The following is an 18,637-nucleotide window of genomic DNA, read 5'->3' on the forward strand; positions in this document are numbered from 1 at the left end:
ATGCAGCTCGAAAACGCGGTCGCCGAATTCGCGGGGTACCTCTCCGCGGAGCGCGGCTTCAGCGAGCATACGGTGCGTTCGTATCGCTCGGACCTCGGTCAGCTCGCCGATTTTGCCCACACCAAGGGTGTGGACCGTGCCGAAGACCTCTCGCTCGACCTGCTGCGCGACTGGCTCTGGCACGGATCGCAAGCGGGACTCGCCAAGTCGACCCTCGCTCGCCGTTCGGCGGCCTCCCGCGGCCTGACGGCCTGGTTGACCCGCACCGGGGCAGTCCCGGCGGACGCCGCCGTGCGGCTCAAGGCACCGAAGGCCGACCACCATCTCCCGCGAGTACTCACCCGTGTCCAGATCGACGGCATCCTGGCAGGCCTCACCACGCGCGCCGAGGCCGGTGATCCTGGCTCGATCAGGGACCTCGCCGTGATCGAACTGCTGTACGCCTCGGCGCTGCGGGTGAGCGAGATCACCGGGCTCGACCTGGAGAGCGTCGACCTCGGTCGTCTGACCGTGCGAGTCGTCGGCAAGGGATCGAAAGAGCGCGTCGTTCCATTCGGTGTACCGGCGAAGAACGCGATCGTGCGCTATCTCGACCTGGCCAGGCCCCTCCTCGTCGAAGAAGCCAGGGAGGAGACACGCGCTCTGTTCCTGAGCCCGCGCAGCGCTCGGCTGGGAACACGCAGCATCTACACACTGGTATCCGCCCTGCTCGAAACGGTCCCGGGTAGTGGCCCTGCGGGTCCCCACACCCTCCGCCACACGGCAGCCACCCATCTGCTCGATGGCGGCGCCGATCTGCGCGCCGTGCAGGAACTCCTCGGGCACGCGAGCCTCGGTACGACCCAGATCTACACTCACGTTTCGACCGAGCGGCTCAAGGAGAGTTACAGCGCGGCGCACCCGCGAGCGTAGTCACAGCGACCGCGTCGGCAGAAGGATCGAACGTTCGATCCCGCCGAGGTAGTTGAGAGGAGACACGTACTCGCCGTCCAGGCGCACGCCGAAATGGAGACAGGATGCCGCGCAGTGTCCGGCGACCAGCACCCCGATTGGCCTGCCTCGTGTCACGACGGCTCCCTCGGCGAGTTCCGTGGCGACAGGTTCGTAGCTGGAGACAAGTCCGCCCGAATGTCGAATCGAGAGCACAGGCCGATCCACCACGAAGCCGGCGAAGCTCACCACGCCGTCCGTCGGCGCCGTGACGACCGCGCCATCCGGGGCCGACATGTCGATGCCGCGATGTCCGGCCGAGTATTTGGTCTCCGGTGCGATGAAAGGCTTCGCGATCGGGTGCGGTGCGGCCACCGGCCACTGCCAGTTGGCGGTCGCCCCCGACGCGGGTTGCGTTGCGGGTGATGCCGGGGAGACCAGCATCAGTACCAACGCGAACAGGATCGCCAGGCCACTAAGCCGGGGAGGTCTGGCGGTTGCGATCGGGGGCGACACGAGAACAGCATGGCCCAGCGTCATCCGCCAATCCTTCGCTGACTGATTTCTGCTCGATGCTGCGTCTCTGGTGACCCGGTGGAGGAGAGGAAGAACGCTGCTGGCGGTGCTACACTTTTTGGAGCACCCCGCTCAGGCGGGGTGACTACGCGTGCCCACAGCGTTGCCAGGAATGCATAATTCCGTAAAACGCGGCCACCGCATCCACTCAGTCCCATGATCGCCACGGCGAGCAGGGCGGATGCGTGCCGGGCACCAGGATTGGCTGCCGACCGGTGGTCATAGCAAACTGAAATAGCGTCGCGGCACGCCCTGCTCGAATCGAGCAGTTCGAAAGAGTATGGTGACCCGACGCGGACAAGGAATCGGCCATGGCCGTAGTTACCATCCGCCAGCTGCTCGACAGCGGCGTCCACTTCGGACACCAGACCCGTCGCTGGAACCCGAAGATGAAGCGCTTCATCCTGACCGAGCGAAGCGGTAGCCACATCATCGACCTGCAGCAGTCGCTGCAGTACATCGACAAGACCTATGACTACGTCAAGGAGACTGTCGCCCACGGCGGCACCATCCTCTTCGTCGGTACCAAGAAGCAGGCCCAGGGTTCCATCCAGGAGCAGGCGCAGCGCGTCGGCCAGCCCTTTGTCAACCAGCGTTGGCTCGGTGGCCTCCTCACCAACTTCCAGACGGTCTCCAAGCGTCTTGCTCGCATGAAAGAACTCGAAGAGATCGACTTCGACGACACGACGCGCGGCTACACCAAGAAGGAGCTGCTCATCCAGCGTCGCGAGCTCGTGAAGCTGCAGCGTTCGCTCGGGGGTATTCGCAACCTCACGAAGACGCCGTCCGCGATCTGGATCGTCGACACCAAGAAAGAGCACCTCGCCATCGACGAGGCGCACAAGCTCGGCATCCCGGTCATCGCGATCCTCGACACCAACTGCGACCCCGACGAGGTGCAGTACCCGATCCCGGGTAACGACGACGCCATCCGTTCCGTCGGCCTGCTCACCCGCATCATCGCGGATGCCGCAGCCGAGGGCCTCATCCAGCGTCACCAGAAGCCGGAAGAGGGCAAAGAGGTCGAGCCTCTCGCCGCGTGGGAAGCCGAGCTTCTCGCCGCATCCGAGACTCCGAACACCGAAGCCGAGAAGATCGAAGCCTCTGACGGACTCGCCGAGTCGACCACGATCGACACCGAGGCTGTGGCCGCTGTCATCGCCGACGAGGTGCCGACAGAAGAGAACGACGCGGATGCCGTTGCCGCCGCGAACGAGGCAACCGCCGACGCCAGCATCGTCCCCGAGCACCACGTCGAGTCCGACGAGGCGGCCGAGGCCAAGATCGAGGCAGAGGCTACCGACGCCGAGAAGAAGCCTGCTGCGAAGAAGCCCGCTGCGACGAAGGTCGCCGCGGCTGCTGCCGCTGCCGAAACCAAGTAAGGAACCACACGATGGCAGATTTCAGCCTGGAAGACCTCAAGACCCTGCGCGAGCGCCTCGGCACCGGCATGGTCGAGACGAAGAACGCACTCGTCGAGGCCGGGGGTGACCTCGAGAAGGCCACCGAACTCCTGCGCCTCAAGGGCGCGAAGGGCAATGCGAAGCGCGCTGACCGCTCCACCAGTGAGGGTCTCGTCGCAGCCAAAGAGAATGGCTCGTCGACCACGCTCATCGAGCTCGACTGCGAGACCGACTTCGTGGCGAAGGGCGAGAGGTTCGTCTCGCTGGGCGACACGGTTCTCAATGCCGTAGCCGCCGCGGGTGCGACCACTCCGGAAGAGGGAATGGCCGCCGCTGTCGATGACCGCACCGTCGCCGACTTGATCAGCGACGAGGCAGCCATCCTCGGCGAGAAGATCGTGCTGCGTCGCGTTGCCGTCATCTCCGGCGAGAAGTTCGCTGTGTACCTGCACAAGACCAACAAAGACCTGCCTCCGCAGGTCGGCGTCGTGGTTGGATACTCGGGTGATGACGCAGAGACTGCTCGCAGCATCGCGCAGCACATCTCCTTCGCCGACCCGCAGTACCTCTCCCGCGACGAGGTCCCGGCCGATCAGGTCGAGAGCGAGCGTCGCATCGTCGAGGAGATCAGCCGCAACGAAGGAAAGCCGGAAGCGGCGCTCCCGAAGATCATCGAAGGTCGCGTCGGCGCCTTCTTCAAGCAGGTCGTACTCACCGAGCAGGACTATGCGCGCGACAACAAGCAGTCGGTCGCCAAGGTGCTCAAGGATGCAGGCCTCACCGTGAACGGCTTCGCCCGTTTCAAGGTCGGCGCCTAGCAACCCAGTGCGAATGGACCCGAATCGCCTCGGCGGTCCGGGTCCATTTTCCTGCCTCGTACAGTCGGGTCTCAGAACCACCGGTACCCTATAACGAGCCACAACAGAAGGAGAGAGCATGACGGACGCGCGCAAGAGACGGGTTCTGCTCAAGCTTTCCGGTGAATCCTTCGGGGGAGGCTCGCTCGGCGTTAATCCGGACGTAGTCAGCGCGCTCGCCAAAGAGATCGCCCTCGCCGCGAAGGATGTCGAAATCGCGATCGTCGTCGGCGGTGGCAACTTCTTCCGCGGGGCAGAGCTCAGCCAGCGCGGCATGGACCGCGGGCGGGCGGACTACATGGGGATGCTCGGCACCGTCATGAACGCCCTAGCGCTGCAGGACTTCCTCGAGCAGGCAGGCGCGGCAACCAGGGTGCAGTCCGCTATCTCTATGACCCAGGTGGCCGAGCCGTACATCCCTCGCCGCGCAGAGCGTCACCTCGAGAAGGGTCGCGTCGTCATCTTCGGTGCGGGCGCAGGCCTTCCGTATTTCTCGACAGATACCGTCGCAGCCCAGCGCGCTCTCGAGATCGGAGCGGACGTCGTACTACTGGCGAAGAACGGCGTTGACGGCGTCTACGATGACGACCCGCGCAAGAACGCTCAAGCCCAGAAACTCGAGCGCCTCACCTACCAGGACGCTCTCGTGCGGGGCTTGAAGGTTGTCGACTCGACGGCCTTCAGCCTCTGCATGGACAACGGGATGCCCATGGTCGTCTTCGGTATGGAGCCGGGCGGCAACGTCACGGCCGCCATTCGCGGCGACCGCATCGGCACTCTCGTCTCGAACTGATCAGTAAACTCAAGTAGTCCCACTCTCTCGAAGGAGACCCACGTGATTTCCGATGTCCTGGCCGAGGCCAAAGACAAGATGCACAAATCAGTTGAAGCGGCGAAAGACGAGTTCAGCAACGTGCGCACAGGCCGGGCCAACCCGGCACTGTTCCAGAAGATACTGGTCGACTACTACGGCACTCCGACTCCTCTCGGCCAGCTTGCCGGCATGAACAATCCAGAGGCCCGCACGCTCGTTATCACTCCCTACGACAAGGGTGCGCTCAAAGAGATCGAGCGCGCGATCGTCAACGCGCCGAACCTCGGAGCGAACGTCGGCAACGACGGCATCCTCATCCGCGCCACGCTGCCGGAGTTGACTGAGGAGCGCCGTAAGGAGTTCGTGAAGATCGTGCGCGCCAAGGGCGAGGATGCCAAGATCTCGATCCGCAACATCCGTCGTAAGGCGAAAGACGACCTCGACGCCCTCACAGAGGTCGGCGACGATGAGATCGCCCGCGGGGAGAAAGAACTCGAGGCAGTGACGAAGGCGCACATTGATGCGATCGACGACGCTCTCAAGAAGAAGGAAGCCGAGCTGCTCGAGGTCTAGATGACTGACGCTCCCGAGGGTCCGCCTCCCGTCGCCGCCAAGCGACGTGGTCTTTTCACTCGCGCGAAGCGCGAAGAGTTCGAGGCACGCACGCATGCCTTCGAGGAGGACTTCAGGGCGCAGGTCGCCGCGACCAGGGCTCAGATCGACGCCACCAACGTCAAGATCGAGGCGCGCACGGGACGCAACCTGCCGCTTGCGATCCTTATCGGGTTGGCGCTCGGCCTCGCACTCATCGCCAGCCTGATCTTCGTCAAGGCGATCTTCATGATCTTCGCCGCGGTGCTGATCGGCTTCACGGCATTCGAGCTGGCGAGTGCCCTGCGTTTCGCGGGACGCGACGTTCCGCGCTGGCCGACGGTCATCGCGGGAATCGCGACGGTGCCCGCCGCGTTCTTCCTCGGAGACCAGGGCAAGTGGCTGGTGACCCTCGCGGGTATCCTCTTCGTCACCCTCTGGCGCGTCGCGGAGATCGCACGACCGAGGCACCGTACCTCGGCGCGCGACCTGTGGGCGGATATCGCGGCTGGCACGTTCATCCAGGTCTATGTGCCATTCCTCGGCAGCTTTGCCGTGCTTCTCGCCGCCCAGGATGGCGGCGAGTGGTGGGCCCTGGCCTCCCTGGTCACCGTCGTGCTCGTGGATATCGGCGCCTATGCCTCGGGTCTTACGCTCGGTAAGCACCCGATGGCACCACGTATCAGCCCGAAGAAGACCTGGGAGGGTTTCGCCGGATCGGTCGTCGTGGCCATCATCGCCGGTGTGGTGCTCTCGATCTTCCTGCTGCACGAACCCTGGTGGTTCGGCCTCATCTTCGGCGTCGTGATGGTGCTCACCGCGACCGTCGGCGACCTCACGGAGTCGCTCATCAAGCGCGACCTCGGAATCAAAGACATCAGCACCTGGCTTCCTGGACACGGCGGCTTCCTCGATCGCCTCGACTCGATCCTTCCGAGTGCCGCAGTCGCCTACATCCTGTTCCTGATCTTCAGTTAGGCCGAGCCGCGGCGTGCTCGGCGTGCTCGGCGTGCTCCACGGGCGCGTAGGGCACAATAGACGCGTGAGCACAACGTTTCCCCGCACCCGAAACTCGCGCAAGGGCTATAGCGTCGAGCAGGTCGAAGACTTCCTCGAGGATGCACGCCGCGCGTACTCCGCCGACCCCGGCGCGCCGACCGTCGTGAACGCCGCCAGCATCCGCCAGATGGCGTTCGCCATGCAGAAGGGCGGTTACTCCTCAGTACATGTCGACGCGGCCCTCGAGCGGCTCGAGGATGCTTTCGCCACCCGTGAGCGCGAACGCGCGATCCAGGACAGGGGCGACGAGGCCTGGTACTCCGAGGCTCGCACGATCGCCCAGGAGATCCTCGACCGTCTGGCGCGACCGGAGGGCCACCGTTTCGATAGGGTCACCGGCCTCAGCAACGGATACCGCCGTAAAGACGTCGACGCCTTCGCGAATCGTCTCGTCAAGTACTTCCAGGACGGTCAGCCGATGAGCGTCGAAGATGTTCGAACCGTCGCGTTCCGTCCGAAGAAGGGCGGCTATCGCGAAGCACAGGTCGACCTGCTCCTGGACTCCGTGGTCAACGTCATGCTGGCTGTTCGCTGAGCGCCCGACGGGCTTTTTCATCCCATCTGGGCTAAAGTTTTATTCCTATGGGCAGGCGTGCGAGATATCTATCGCCCCAGGCCGCGATCAGCGGAGTTGGGGTCAGGCCGATCCAGCACCGCACTCGTAGTCGTCGCGTTCTTCCCCTACTCGCTTTCACGGCGGCTATGGCATCGCTGTTCGTGCTGGCGTTCACGCCGTACCAGGCCTTCACTGCCAAGGCCTCTACCCCGGTGAGCGTCGTCAAGGGCGACATCCAGAGTCTCAAGGTCGCCGGAGAATTCAGCACCGCTGTGGTTCGCGACGACTACAAGGTAACTCCGAAGCCCATCGTTGTCGTTGCTCCTCGAATCGTTACCGCTGCCGCTGTCGGCATCCCCGACCCAGGCACAGCCCAGGCCATCGGCTACGAACTAGTCCATGCCAGGGGTTGGGGCGACGACCAGTTCGCCTGCCTCGTCTCCCTCTTCAATCGAGAGTCGCACTGGAACGTCTATGCGGCCAATCCAAGCGGTGCCTACGGCATCCCTCAGGCGCTTCCCGGCTCCAAGATGGCTTCGGTCGGCGCCGACTGGCAGACCAACCCGCGCACCCAGATCACCTGGGGTCTCAACTACATTCAGGGTCGCTATCTGACCCCCTGTGGTGCCTGGGGGCATAGTCAGTCGTCGGGTTGGTACTGACACCTCTCCTTAACCGGAGAGGCGGAACCCCGAGTTCGCGTGAAATGGTGATGTTTTCGGAGGAATGAATCATCTCTCGGCGCGACCTCTTAGAGTTAACAGATGCCCAGATCGAATCGTCCGCGCGGCCGGGCGGGCGGTGAACCCGATGACGAGGAATTCGATCTCTCACGAGTGCTCTACGGCAGCCTGCGTAGCGAGTCCAAGCGCAACGGACGGTGGAACGTACAACCGGTCTCGGCAGTGTCGGCAGCGAAGTTCTACACCTGTCCCGGATGCGGCCTCGAGATCAGCCCTGGCACGTCGCACCTCGTCGCGTGGCGGGCTGACGGCCTCATGGGTGAAGCGGAAGACCTCGCCGCGCGACGACACTGGCACTCACACTGCTGGAAGATCACCTAGTTCCGATGGAGGCAGGCAAGCAGATGGAGGCCACAGGGCAGATGGAGATCAGGGGCGGCGTGGAGCTTCCGGCTCGGCGCGAAGATATCGAGCTGCACACCAGTGATGGGCTGACCCTGGTCGGGGAACTCTCCCTGCCCGTCGACCACGAGCCGGTGGCGACGATCGTGGCATTGCACCCGCTGCCAACCAGTGGCGGTTTCATGGATTCACACATCATCCGCAAGGCCGCAGCGCGGCTGCCAGCTCTGGCGGACATCGCGGTCCTGCGCTTCAACTTTCGCGGGGTGTCCTCGCCACGAGGAACGTCGGAGGGCTCCTTCGGCGGAGGCGTCGATGAGCAATACGATCTCGCGGCTGCAATGGACTTCGTCGGCGAACGTGGGCTACCACATCCGTGGTTGCTCGGCTGGTCGTTCGGCACCGAGGTCGCCGTCAAGTTCGGGCTGACGCATCCGATCGATGGCGCGATCCTGCTCTCTCCTCCGCTCCGTCGGGCGACGGATGCCGAACTCGCGGCCTGGGCGGCAAGCGGCAACCGCCTGGTCGCCATCATTCCCGAGTTCGACGACTATCTGCGTCCGGCGGAAGCGGCTGAGCGCTTCGCCGTCGTGCCGGAGACGGAGCTCGTGGCCGTCGAAGGCGGAAAGCATCTGTGGGTGGGGGAGAACCAGACACGTCGCGTGCTGAGCGAGATCGTGCTGCGGCTCAACCCGTCTGCCCTGCCGCTCCCGGAGACCTTCGAGGGCTAGAGCTCGTTCTGCCTCGGTACGACCACCTGGTCGATGATGAGCAGCACCGATGCCGCCACCGGGATCGCGATGAGAGCACCGAGGATGCCGAGCAGCGCACCACCGGCGAGAGCGGCGATCACGACGATCGCGCCCGGCACCTTCACCGCTCGTGTCATCACCCGCGGGTTGATGATGTATGCCTCGACCTGCATGTAGACGATGTAGTAGATGGCCACCCAGAGGGCAACGCCCGGGCCGCTGAGCAACAGCGTGCTCAGTGTGATCAGTATGCTGCCGGACAGGGTTCCCACCAGGGGCACCAGCGCGAAGAGAAAGGCGATGAAGGCGAACAGTGCGGGATATTTCGCGCCGAAGTTGGTCATGATCGACAGGAAGATCAGGCTGAAGACGCCGTTCGCCAGGGCGATGGTCGCTTGCCCAACCACATAGCGGCCGACCGAGGCTGTCACCTGCTCAGCGATGTCGGAGAACCTGGCGCGCTTCGACGCTGGTACCAAGCGGTACAGACCGCGCTTCATGGTGGAGAGTGATGCGACGAAGTACAGGGTGAGGATCAGGATGATGACGAGCCCCGCCACACCGCTGGCGATACCGAGGCCGACGGTGAAGATCCCGCCGCCGATCGTCGCCAGGTTGTCCTTCAGCCAGTTGCCGGAGTTGGTGATGAGTTCCTGAAGGTTTATCCAGTCTGGAAGGTTCTTCTGGGTATCCGCGATCCAGGTGTATTGATTGATCACCGTGATGAATCCTGGCAGGCTGGAGATGAGATTGTTTACCTGGTCGACAATCACCGGAACGACAGCGAAAACCAGGCCCGCGAACACGGCGAGGATGCCGACCAGGACTGTGAGAATGGCCGCCCAACGTGGGAATCTGTGCTTCTCCAGCCATGACACCGCAGGGTCGATGCCGAGCGCGATGAAAAGCGCTGCGCCGATGTAGGTGATGATCGTCTGCAGGGTGATGATCGCACCGCCGATGGCGATCGCCACCAGCACACCCAGCCCGCCGAGGAGTCCGAGTCGGAAAGCGTTCTGGATCTTCACTGCGACTCCCGGATACCGATGCTACTTATCTGTAGTGACCTTCTCTGCCTGTGACAGTACAGTCCGAAGGCTTTCGAAGTAACCGGCCACAGCCTCGCGTTCAATCCTAATTTGGGAGAGCCGGTCTTCGGCGTCCGACACGAGCTTGGCCGTGCGCTTCTCGCCGTCCTTGACCAGTGCCTTGGCTCTCGCTTCGGCAGTCTTGAGAATTTCGGCTGCCTCCTTGCCGGCCTTCTCCCGCGCCGTCTTTGCCTCGATACGTGCTTCGCCTTCGACGGTTTCAGCCTCGGCGCGCTTCTCGTTGGCATTGCGCGTCGTCTCGGCGAGTTGGGCCTGAGCTTCGTCCAGATATTTCTGCGTCTGGGCGACGGCCTCCTGGTGCTTGGAGAGGAATTCCTTCTCTGCCTCGTCGCGGCGGGCTTTCAGCTCCACATCCAGGTCGTTGCGCGCCTGCTCGGCGTCGAGTCCGATGCGGGTACGGGTCTCGGCGACGTCGTGAGCAAGCTGGGACAGCCTCTGTTCGGATTCGCGGGTGACCTCCGCCTGTCGCTGTTCGATCTCGCGGGCGAGGTTGGTGCGCTGCTGCTCGACGTCGTGGGCCAGGCTGGCGCGGGCGGAGGTGATCTCGGCATCCAGGATGGACCGGGCCTCTGTGGTTTCCTGGGCCAGTTCGGTGCGCGCACGCTTCATGTCGAGCGCCAGCTTGGCATTAGCTGACTTCATCTCCTGCTCGAGAAGCGCGCGTGACGAGACGGTGTCCTGTTCAAGCTGGGTGCGGGCGGCGGTGATCTCCTGGTCGAGAGCGGCACGCTCGGCTGCGGCCTCGACCTCGAGAGTCGCACGGGTCGTCGCGGCTTCCTCCTCGAGGCTGGCGTGTGCCTCTGACGTCTCGTGGTCGAGCCTGGTGCGGGTCTCCTCCACCTCACGGGCCAGAGCCGCGCGCTGGGCTTCCGTGCTCTGCGCAAGCTCGGTACGGGCTTCCTCGATGTCGCGAGCGAGGTCGGTGCGCTGCTGCTCTGTTTCGCGCGCCAGATCGCCCCACTGCTTCTCGTTCTCACTGGTGAACTCGGCACGACCCTGCTCGGTCTCACGCGCCAACGCGGCCGCTGCGTCGCGGGCTTCGCCCGCCTCACGGCTTGCGACGGCCCTGACCTCCGCGGATTCGCGCTCGGCCTCGGCCCGAACGGCCGCTGCCTCCCGCTTGGCTGTGGTGCGAGCCTCTGCCGCCTCGGTGGCGACCGCGCCACGGATGGCGGCGGCCTCGCGCAGGGCGTCCTGGGTAATCACCTCTGCCTGTTCCCTGGTGCGCTCGATTAGCTCAACCGCCTCGACGTTCGCGGTGTCGAGGATGCCTTCCGCCCTGGCATTGGCCTCGGCTGTGATGCGCTCGCCGTTCTCCATCGACTCCACGCGCAGGCGATTGACCTCCGCCTGGACGCCGCTGCGCAGCTTCTCCGCATCGATGTCGGCCTGGCTGATCAGTCGGGTGGACTGTTCCTCGGCTACACGCAGAGTGTTCTCGAGCTTGGTGCCGAGTCCGCTGTAGGTGGGGCTGCCGGTCTCCTCGATCTCTGCCTGCAGGTCTTGGACGGTGGCGCTGAGGCGCTTGACATCTTTGGCCGCATCCGCCTTGTCGTGGTTGGCTTTGATCAGTTCGCGGCGGAGATCCTGGATCGCACTATCGACCTCTTCGCGGTTGTAACCGCGCATGGCAGTGCTGAAAGTTTCGTCGTCAGTGGCCACGGTTTCTCCTCGTGAGTCATCGGCCGGCTTGTGCATCGGCAGTGCCGAACCATCCGAGTTTAGCCTGCGGTCGGGTATGCAATGGGCGTCGATTCCACGCGGTCGCGGTCAGCAGGTGCTGGTCACGCAGGTAATGGGGAGGCGGCTCTCAGGGTCGTTGCGGTAGTCTGGTATGTCTTTGCTGTTGCCACCAGGGGGCCTCCGGCCCCACACCCCTGACATCGCGCCCTAGCGCGAACCGTCGCAGCTGTTCCGGTAGCGCTGCGACACAGGGATAGCCGACCGCCGGTCGTGCATGGCAACACGAGAGGAGCAACCACCGTGCGATTTGTCGCCGCCATCGTGAGCTTTGTCATCGCTTTCGGTCTGATCGCGTTCGGCATCGCCCAGCGCACCGTCTTTGCCGCACCGGACAATGTGACGGCTTCCGTCGCGCTCACGACCGATGCCACCGTCACCGTCATCGACAGCAAGACCCTCAAGTCGCTGGACGGCCGCCAGGACGTGAACATCAGCGGATCGGACAAGATCTTCGCCGCGTATGGTCGAAGCGAAGATGTGATCGGCTGGGTGGGCAAGGCCAGTTATAACAAGATCGGGTACAGCGCGGCAAAGACCGCACTGACCAACACGCTCGTGAAGGGCAGCCAGACCGAGGTTCCCAACCCGAAAGGTTCGGACCTCTGGCTGCAGGAGTATTCGCGCGGCAGCGACCTGAACATCACCCTCAACGTGCCGGACGACATCTCGATCCTGGTGGTCTCGGATGGCAAGAAAGCGGCCCCGAGCGACGTCTCTATTCGCTGGCCGCTCGACAATCGCACACCATGGTCCGGTCCCCTGATCGTCGGAGGCTTCCTCTTCCTTCTCATCGGCATCGCGCTGTACCTCTGGGCATTCATCCACCTGCGCCGTTCGCGTGGACCGCGCCGTAAGAGCCCAGCCAAGATGCCGAAAGTACCGCGCCAGCGCAGATACAAGGTGCGCAAACCGAAGGCGGTGACGAGTGCACCCGCCGGACGTCGTTCACGACGCCGGATGATCGCCGTAGTTCCGGTGCTCTTGGTCAGCACCCTCGCCCTGAGCGGCTGCTCTGCCGAACTCTGGCCCGAGTTCATGACGGGCAGCAGCGCGTCGCCGTCGCCGACCGCCACCGCTTCCAAGGTTCCGGCTGCCGCGGGTGCCGAGCCGCCGGCTGTGACCGCACCGCAACTCAAGGAGATTCTCGCCCGCATTTCCGCCGTAGCGGCCAAGGCGGATGCCGCGATCGATCCGGAACTCGCGAAGACCAGGTTCACCGGTGCCGCGCTCGAACTGCGAACCGCGAACTACGCGATCCGCAAGGTGGACAGCACTTACGCACCCGTTGCTCCGATCCCGACCGAGAAGATCGAGGTGAGCCTCCCGCAGGCTACCGCGAAGTGGCCGCGCACGGTATTCACCGTGCTGACCACCCCCAGCGACAAGACGGTTCCCCCTCTCGCCCTGTACCTGGTGCAGGAGACGCCGCGCGACGACTACAAGGTCGCCTACGCGACCGCGCTCGAGGCGAGTACAGTGACTCCCAGAATGGCTCCAGCCAACGTCGGGGCGACCAAGCTGCCACCGGACAACCCGTTCCTGGTGATGGCACCGTCCGCTCTGGCGCTCTCTTACGGCGACATCCTGGAGAAGGGGGCAGATAGCCCGCATTCCAAGGAATTCGACACCTCGAAAGACGCCCTCATCGGCCTGATTGGCCTCGAGGTGAGGAAGAAACTGCAGGCGAATCCCAAGGCGACATTGACTTTCGCCAACACCGTCGGAACGGGCGAAACCCTGTCCCTCGGCAGCGTCGACTCCGGAGCCATTGTGGCGACGTATCTCAACGAGACGATCACCGCCAAACCCCTTGAGGCTGGTTCGGCAGTCAATCCGGAGGGAGCGGTCAAATCGCTCTCCGGTCTCACCGGCACCACGAAAGGTACTACCGCCGTCTACGGCGACCAGCTGCTCTTCTACGTACCGCCGATCAGTAGCAAAGGCAACAAGAAAGTCGTTCTGCTCGGCTTCGCCACAGGACTCATATCTGCGAAGGAGCTTCCGTGACCAACGTCCCGCCGTCATCAGCCAATCTCAGGGGAGCCGTCGATCTCTCGTCCCTGGTGCGCCCGCCCGCTCCGGTTGGTGGCGCGCCCGAGCCTGCGGCAGCCTCGGTGCAGGCACTGGTCGTGGAGAGTACGGATGCCACGTTCACCAGCATCCTCGACCTCTCGCAGACCGTGCCGGTGATTGTCGAGCTCTACGCCGGGTCGCCATCCGGCACGCTGGTGCGCCTGATCACCGAATATGCCGGCAAGTTCGTGCTGGCGACGGTGGATGCCACGGCCAACCCCCAGCTGCAGCAGGCCTTCCAGGCCACTGCCGCGCCGACCGTCGCCGCCGTCATCGGCGGGCGCCCCGTTGCGCTCTACGAGGGTGAACTACCGGAAGCCGATGCGAAGCAGGTGCTCGAGCAGGTGCTTACCCTGGCCAAGCAGAACAACGTGACAGGGACTGTCACCCCGGCTGAGACGGAGGAGACTCCGGCCGAACCGGTTGAGGCGCCGCTGCCGCCGCATCATCAGGAGGCCTACGACGCCATCGCCGTGGGCGACTACGACACGGCCATCGCCGAGTACAGGACGGCGATCGCGCAGGATCCGCGTGACAACCTCGCGGTCGCAGGGCTCGCGCAGGTCTCCCTGCTCGCTCGTATCGGTTCGACGCCCGCCGCGGACATCCGCTCGGCGGCCGCCGATGCTCCCGATGACGTAGACGCACAACTCGCGGTCGCCGACCTCGATGTCTCCGGCGGTCACCTGGACGATGCTTTCGGGCGGTTGCTCGACCTCTTCCCGACCCTCGACCAGCCATCCAAGGACCGGGTACGCACTCGCCTTCTCGACTACTTCGAGATCGCCGGCGCCGACGAACCCCTGGTCACCGCCGCACGTCGCAGGCTCACCGGCCTACTGTACTGACCGACGGGCCGGCTACTTCTGCGGCCGGAGCCACAGTCCTGCCAGCGGCGGGAGCGTGAGCTCCGCGGATGCCGGACGCCCGGCCCATGAGTCGTCGGTGGCGGTGACGGCGCCGAAGTTGCCCACCCCGGAGCCACCGTATTCTGCGGCATCCGTGTTGAGGATCTCCTCCCAGGTGCCGACGAAGGGCAGGCCGACCCGGTAGGGGCCGACCGTGTTGCCGGAGAAGTTCATCAGCACCGCGATCGGGTTACCGTGGTTGTCCCAGCGCAGGAACGAGACGACGTTGTGCTCAGCGTCGCCCGCGTCGAGCCACTCGAATCCGCCGTCCTCGTTGTCACGCAACCACAGCGAGGGCTGGTCGCGATAGACGCGATTGAGCTGGCCGACGAGTGTGAGAAGCCCGCGATGCACGGGCTGGTCGAGGATCCACCAGTCGAGTCCGCGCTCCTCAGACCACTCTGAGGGCTGGCCGAATTCCTGGCCCATGAAGAGCAACTGCTTACCAGGATGCGCCCACATGAAAGCGAGATAGGCACGTAGGTTCGCGAGTTTCTGCCACTGGTCGCCCGGCATCTTGTGCAGCAGCGATCCTTTACCGTGCACGACCTCGTCGTGGCTGATTGGCAGCAGGAAACTCTCAGTGAAGGCGTAGACGAGGCTGAAGGTGATCTCGTTGTGGTGGTGGGAGCGGTACATCGGGTCTTCCTGGAAGTACGACAGGCTGTCGTGCATCCACCCCATGTTCCATTTCAGACCGAAACCCAGGCCTGGCGCATCCGTCGGCTTGGTGACGCCCGGCCAGGCTGTCGACTCTTCGGCGATCATCACGATGCCTGGATTGCGCTTATAGGCGGTGGCGTTCACCTCCTGCAAGAAGCTGATCGCCTCCAGGTTCTCCCGCCCGCCATTCGCGTTCGGCAACCACTGGCCCTCTTCGCGGGAGTAGTCGAGGTAGAGCATCGAGGCGACGGCATCCACTCGCAGGCCGTCGATGTGAAAGTCTTCGAGCCAGTAGAGGGCGTTGGCCACCAGGAAGTTGCGCACCTGGGAGTCGCCGAAGTTGAAAACGAGAGTGCCCCAGTCCGGCTGCTCGCCGCGGCGCGGATCGGAGTGCTCGTAAAGCGGCCGACCGTCGAAGTTGGCGAGAGCCCACTCGTCCTTGGGAAAGTGTGCGGGGACCCAGTCCATAATCACGCCGATGCCAGCCTGATGCAGCTGGTCGATGAGATAGCGGAGGTCGTCGGGATGCCCGAAGCGGCTGGTCGGCGCGTAATATCCGGTCACCTGGTAGCCCCACGACCCGCCGAACGGATGCTCGGCGAGAGGCATGAACTCGACGTGGGTGAACCCGGTCTCGTGCACGTAATCGATGAGTTGCGCGGCGAGCTCTCGGTAGGAGAGTCCTGGGCGCCATGAGCCGACGTGCATCTCGTAGACGCTCATTGCGGAGTTGTGCGGGTCTCGCTCGGATCGCGCTGTCAACCAGGCCTTGTCGCCCCACTCGTAGGCGGTTGTGCCGACCTTGGAGCCGGTGGCCGGAGGGATCTCGGTGTAGCGGGCCATCGGATCCGCTCGCGTGACCCAGTTGCCGTCGGGCGTAAGCAACTCGAACTTGTAGGTGGTGCCTGGCATGAGGCGTGGCACGAAGAGCTCCCAGACGCCGTTGTCGTCGAGGCGACGCATCGCGTGACCGACGCCGTACCAGCCGTTGAAGTCGCCGACCACGCGCGCGGCGGTGGCGTGCGGTGCCCAGACCGAGAAACTCGTTCCCTCGACTCCCTCGTGCGGGCGAAAGTGTGATCCGAACACCTGCCAGAGCTGCTCATGACGCCCCTGGCCCCAGAGGTAGAGGTCGACGTCGCCCACTGAGGGCACGAAGCGGTAGGGGTCATCCGTGATCCAGTCCGGGCCGTTGGAGTAGGTCGTCTCGACCGTGTAGGACTGCCCATCTCCGGGAGCGAAGCCCTGCCACAGACCGTCTGCCAGATGTGTGAGCGGCACCCGGGTGTCGTTCGGCTGAATGGCGGTCACCGATTCGGCGAGCGGACGCACCACACGGATGACGAAGCCGCCGTCGACGGCGTGCTGCCCCAGCGTGGCGTGTGGCTGCGGGTGCCTGCCCTCGACCAGCGCGGCAACATGATCGGGATGCAGCAACGGAAGCAGTGCCTCGGTCGCTGCTGCGGTGGGCTTCTTCGAATTCGACTTGGCCATCATTTGCCTCTCGGGAGTTCGACACGCAGGATGTGCACCGGCTCGGTGAAGGCATCGAGCCGTACGAAATTCTGCAGGCCCCAGATGTATTTCTGCTTGGTGATGAGGTCGGTGACCTCGAAGGGTTCTCCATCGTCGATGCCGAACCTGGTCGGATCGAGGTAGACGGTGGTCTCCCTGACCGAGTGCGGATCGACGTTGGCGACCACGATGATCGCGTCACCTCGACCGGAACGGGTGAACTTTCCGTCGAGGTATTTGCTGTAGACGAGCATCGAGTCGTCGTCGCTCCAGTGCACGTCGAGATTGCGCAGCTGTCGGAGGGACGGATGCTCCGCCCGGATCTTGTTGAGCAGCGTGAGGTAGGGCGCCAGCGAGTGCCCTGCCGCCTCGGCTCCGGCGAAGTCGCGAGACTTGTACTCGTACTTCTCGTTCTCGATGTTCTCTTCGGAACCCGGCCGCGCGACATTCTCGTAGAGTTCGTAGCCTGCGTAGACGCCCCAGCTCGGCGACGCCGTGGCGGCGATCGCCGCACGGACCTTGTAGGCCGCCGGTCCGCCGAACTGTAGGTACTCGGTGAGGATGTCCGGGGTGTTCACGAACAGATTCGGGCGCAGGTAGGCCGCATGCTCGTGGGAGATCTCGGTGAGAAACTCCTCGAGCTCCACCTTGGTGTTGCGCCAGGTGAAGTAGGTATACGACTGCTGGAACCCGACCTGGCCGAGCGAGTAGAGCATCGCGGGCTGGGTAAAGGCTTCGGCGAGGAAGACGACATCAGGGAATTCGGTGTTCACCTGGTGCAGCAGCCACTCCCAGAACTGCAAAGGCTTGGTATGCGGGTTGTCGACCCGGAAGATCATGACCCCCAACCCGATCCAGTACCTGACGACGCGTAGCACCTCGTTGCGGATGCCGACCGGATCGTTGTCGAAGTTGATCGGGTAGATGTCCTGGTACTTCTTCGGCGGGTTTTCGGCATAGGCGATCGAGCCGTCGGGCAGCGTCGTGAACCACTCAGGGTGCTCTTTTACCCATGGATGGTCGGGTGAACACTGCAGTGCCAGGTCGATCGCGACTTCGAGTCCGCTCTTCTTCGCCGTGTCGAGGAAGGCGGTGAAGTCGGAGACGGTGCCGAGGTCCGGATGAATGTAGTCGTGGCCGCCCTCTGGCGCGCCGATGGCCCACGGCGAGCCGGGATCCTTGGGGCCGGGGTTGAGCGTGTTGTTCGGCCCTTTGCGAAAGCTGGTGCCGATCGGATGAATCGGCGGAAGGTAGAGCACGTCGAAGCCCATGGCGGCCACCGCAGGTATGCGGCGGGCTGCGGTGCGGAAGGTGCCGCTGGTCCAGTTGCCGCTCTTGTTCTTCTTCGCACCCTCGGACCGCGGGAAGAACTCGTACCAGCTGCCGACCCCGGCGCGGGAGCGCTCTACCCGCACCTCGAGCGGCAGGCTGAGGGTGACGAGGCTGGCGATCGGCTGCTTCTCGATCTCCGCGGTGACTCGTGAATCTGTCGCGACCTGCAGCCTGGCCTCCGGTGCAAGAGTTTTGCTGGCGATGGCCTTGGCGGCATCCTTCAACACCCTGTTGTTGGGGTCGGCTTTCGCTGCTTTCGCCAGCAGTTGCGTGCCCATGAGGAGCATGAGCTTCACGTCCACGCCGGCCGGGATCTTGATCTCGGCATTGTGCAGCCAGGTGGCCCAGTCGTCGTTCCAGGCCTGCACGCTGTAGAGCCAGGTGCCCGAGTCATCCAGTAGGAGTTGGACCTCCCAGCGGTCGATTCCGACGCCGATCTCGTGCATGCGGTGCTTGGTCTGCTGACCGCTCGGATCGGTGAGCAGCAGGTCGACGCCGAGAACCTCGTGGCCCTCCTTGAAGACGGTCGCCTGGAAGGGCACCACCTCGCCGACATAGGCCTTCGCCGGCCAGATATTTTCGGGTTGTTGGGGCGAGAGGTCCCTGATCGGGATGCGTCCCACCTTCGTTTCGTATGCCATAGCCACCCTCCGACCGTAGCCTCTCGGTCG

17 protein-coding genes are annotated in these 18,637 nt (G+C 64.2%); 12 read left to right on the forward strand and 5 right to left on the reverse strand.

From position 1 onward, the window contains the following. Window positions 1–912 (forward strand): tyrosine recombinase XerC, encoded by a 912-nt coding sequence (locus ABIB56_RS12765; protein WP_354569597.1) that lies wholly within the window; start codon window positions 1–3, stop codon window positions 910–912. Here ABIB56_RS12765 and ABIB56_RS12770 read toward each other — a convergent pair whose 3' ends face one another. Then, window positions 913–1,470: a M23 family metallopeptidase gene (locus ABIB56_RS12770; protein ID WP_354569598.1), complete on the reverse strand. Its 558-nt coding sequence runs from the start codon at window positions 1,468–1,470 to the stop codon at window positions 913–915. It abuts the gene before it with no gap. Window positions 1,471–1,817: 347 nt separating this feature from the next. Between ABIB56_RS12770 and rpsB the strand changes: the two genes are divergently transcribed. The 9 genes from rpsB (at window position 1,818) to ABIB56_RS12815 (ending at window position 8,602) form a co-directional block, all read left to right on the forward strand. After that, entirely contained in the window at window positions 1,818–2,888 is a 1,071-nt protein-coding gene (gene rpsB, locus ABIB56_RS12775) for a 30S ribosomal protein S2 (protein WP_354569599.1), read from the forward strand. Window positions 2,889–2,899: 11 nt separating this feature from the next. Further along, window positions 2,900–3,727, forward strand: a complete 828-nt coding sequence (gene tsf / locus ABIB56_RS12780) for a translation elongation factor Ts (protein ID WP_354569600.1) — start codon at window positions 2,900–2,902, stop codon at window positions 3,725–3,727. A 118-nt stretch (window positions 3,728–3,845) separates the two neighbouring features. Then, a complete protein-coding gene (gene pyrH, locus ABIB56_RS12785; protein WP_354569601.1) occupies window positions 3,846–4,559 on the forward strand; it encodes a UMP kinase in 714 nt (237 codons plus the stop codon). A gap of 42 nt (window positions 4,560–4,601) precedes the next feature. Further along, the gene (gene frr / locus ABIB56_RS12790) at window positions 4,602–5,153 is read left to right on the forward strand and encodes a ribosome recycling factor (protein WP_354569602.1); all 552 of its coding nucleotides are present in this window, start codon (window positions 4,602–4,604) and stop codon (window positions 5,151–5,153) included. Continuing rightward, entirely contained in the window at window positions 5,154–6,149 is a 996-nt protein-coding gene (locus tag ABIB56_RS12795) for a phosphatidate cytidylyltransferase (RefSeq protein ID WP_354569603.1), read from the forward strand. It abuts the gene before it with no gap. 64 nt (window positions 6,150–6,213) lie between these two features. Further along, on the forward strand, window positions 6,214–6,765 hold the full coding sequence (locus ABIB56_RS12800) for a DivIVA domain-containing protein (protein WP_354569604.1): 552 nt from the start codon (window positions 6,214–6,216) through the stop codon (window positions 6,763–6,765). Between the two features lie 167 nt (window positions 6,766–6,932). After that, on the forward strand, window positions 6,933–7,448 hold the full coding sequence (locus tag ABIB56_RS18510; protein WP_502917597.1) for an aggregation-promoting factor C-terminal-like domain-containing protein: 516 nt from the start codon (window positions 6,933–6,935) through the stop codon (window positions 7,446–7,448). Window positions 7,449–7,550: 102 nt separating this feature from the next. After that, on the forward strand, window positions 7,551–7,850 hold the full coding sequence (locus tag ABIB56_RS12810; protein WP_354569605.1) for an Rv1322 family protein: 300 nt from the start codon (window positions 7,551–7,553) through the stop codon (window positions 7,848–7,850). Window positions 7,851–7,891: 41 nt separating this feature from the next. After that, window positions 7,892–8,602, forward strand: a complete 711-nt coding sequence (locus ABIB56_RS12815) for an alpha/beta hydrolase (protein WP_354569654.1) — start codon at window positions 7,892–7,894, stop codon at window positions 8,600–8,602. On the opposite strand, the gene ABIB56_RS12820 is transcribed toward ABIB56_RS12815, so the two are convergent. Both ABIB56_RS12820 and ABIB56_RS12825 read right to left on the reverse strand, forming a co-directional pair. Further along, window positions 8,599–9,651 (reverse strand): AI-2E family transporter, encoded by a 1,053-nt coding sequence (locus ABIB56_RS12820; RefSeq protein ID WP_354569606.1) that lies wholly within the window; start codon window positions 9,649–9,651, stop codon window positions 8,599–8,601. The genes ABIB56_RS12815 and ABIB56_RS12820 overlap by 4 nt on opposite strands. Before the next feature lie 21 nt (window positions 9,652–9,672). Further along, on the reverse strand, window positions 9,673–11,394 hold the full coding sequence (locus ABIB56_RS12825; RefSeq protein ID WP_354569607.1) for a DivIVA domain-containing protein: 1,722 nt from the start codon (window positions 11,392–11,394) through the stop codon (window positions 9,673–9,675). A 321-nt stretch (window positions 11,395–11,715) separates the two neighbouring features. On the opposite strand from ABIB56_RS12825, the gene ABIB56_RS12830 reads away from it, so the two are divergent. Together ABIB56_RS12830 and ABIB56_RS12835 are read left to right on the forward strand one after the other, a co-directional pair. Continuing rightward, window positions 11,716–13,482 (forward strand): DUF8094 domain-containing protein, encoded by a 1,767-nt coding sequence (locus ABIB56_RS12830; protein WP_354569608.1) that lies wholly within the window; start codon window positions 11,716–11,718, stop codon window positions 13,480–13,482. Next, a complete protein-coding gene (locus tag ABIB56_RS12835; RefSeq protein WP_354569609.1) occupies window positions 13,479–14,396 on the forward strand; it encodes a co-chaperone YbbN in 918 nt (305 codons plus the stop codon). The genes ABIB56_RS12830 and ABIB56_RS12835 overlap by 4 nt, the downstream gene beginning before the upstream one ends. Window positions 14,397–14,408: 12 nt before the next feature. Here ABIB56_RS12835 and glgB read toward each other — a convergent pair whose 3' ends face one another. Further along, window positions 14,409–16,613: a 1,4-alpha-glucan branching protein GlgB gene (gene glgB / locus ABIB56_RS12840; RefSeq protein ID WP_354569610.1), complete on the reverse strand. Its 2,205-nt coding sequence runs from the start codon at window positions 16,611–16,613 to the stop codon at window positions 14,409–14,411. Beyond that, entirely contained in the window at window positions 16,613–18,607 is a 1,995-nt protein-coding gene (locus ABIB56_RS12845; RefSeq protein ID WP_354569611.1) for an alpha-1,4-glucan--maltose-1-phosphate maltosyltransferase, read from the reverse strand. Before ABIB56_RS12845 ends, glgB begins: the two co-directional genes overlap by 1 nt. Window positions 18,608–18,637 lie beyond the last annotated feature (30 nt).

The organism is Glaciihabitans sp. UYNi722, assembly GCF_040549465.1.
In the GTDB taxonomy this organism is placed as follows: Bacteria; Actinomycetota; Actinomycetes; order Actinomycetales; family Microbacteriaceae; genus Lacisediminihabitans.

What these genes read in the sequence shown, in the direction of transcription:
- rpsB (WP_354569599.1), top strand. Translation starts at nt 1,818, where the DNA reads ATGGCCGTAGTTACCATCCGCCAGCTGCTCGACAGCGGCGTCCACTTC.
- ABIB56_RS18510 (WP_502917597.1), top strand. Translation starts at nt 6,933, where the DNA reads ATGGCATCGCTGTTCGTGCTGGCGTTCACGCCGTACCAGGCCTTCACT.
- ABIB56_RS12770 (WP_354569598.1), bottom strand. Translation starts at nt 1,470, where the DNA reads ATGACGCTGGGCCATGCTGTTCTCGTGTCGCCCCCGATCGCAACCGCC.
- ABIB56_RS12815 (WP_354569654.1), top strand. Translation starts at nt 7,892, where the DNA reads ATGGAGATCAGGGGCGGCGTGGAGCTTCCGGCTCGGCGCGAAGATATC.
- pyrH (WP_354569601.1), top strand. Translation starts at nt 3,846, where the DNA reads ATGACGGACGCGCGCAAGAGACGGGTTCTGCTCAAGCTTTCCGGTGAA.
- ABIB56_RS12765 (WP_354569597.1), top strand. Translation starts at nt 1, where the DNA reads ATGCAGCTCGAAAACGCGGTCGCCGAATTCGCGGGGTACCTCTCCGCG.
- ABIB56_RS12810 (WP_354569605.1), top strand. Translation starts at nt 7,551, where the DNA reads ATGCCCAGATCGAATCGTCCGCGCGGCCGGGCGGGCGGTGAACCCGAT.
- ABIB56_RS12845 (WP_354569611.1), bottom strand. Translation starts at nt 18,607, where the DNA reads ATGGCATACGAAACGAAGGTGGGACGCATCCCGATCAGGGACCTCTCG.
- glgB (WP_354569610.1), bottom strand. Translation starts at nt 16,613, where the DNA reads ATGGCCAAGTCGAATTCGAAGAAGCCCACCGCAGCAGCGACCGAGGCA.
- ABIB56_RS12795 (WP_354569603.1), top strand. Translation starts at nt 5,154, where the DNA reads ATGACTGACGCTCCCGAGGGTCCGCCTCCCGTCGCCGCCAAGCGACGT.
- tsf (WP_354569600.1), top strand. Translation starts at nt 2,900, where the DNA reads ATGGCAGATTTCAGCCTGGAAGACCTCAAGACCCTGCGCGAGCGCCTC.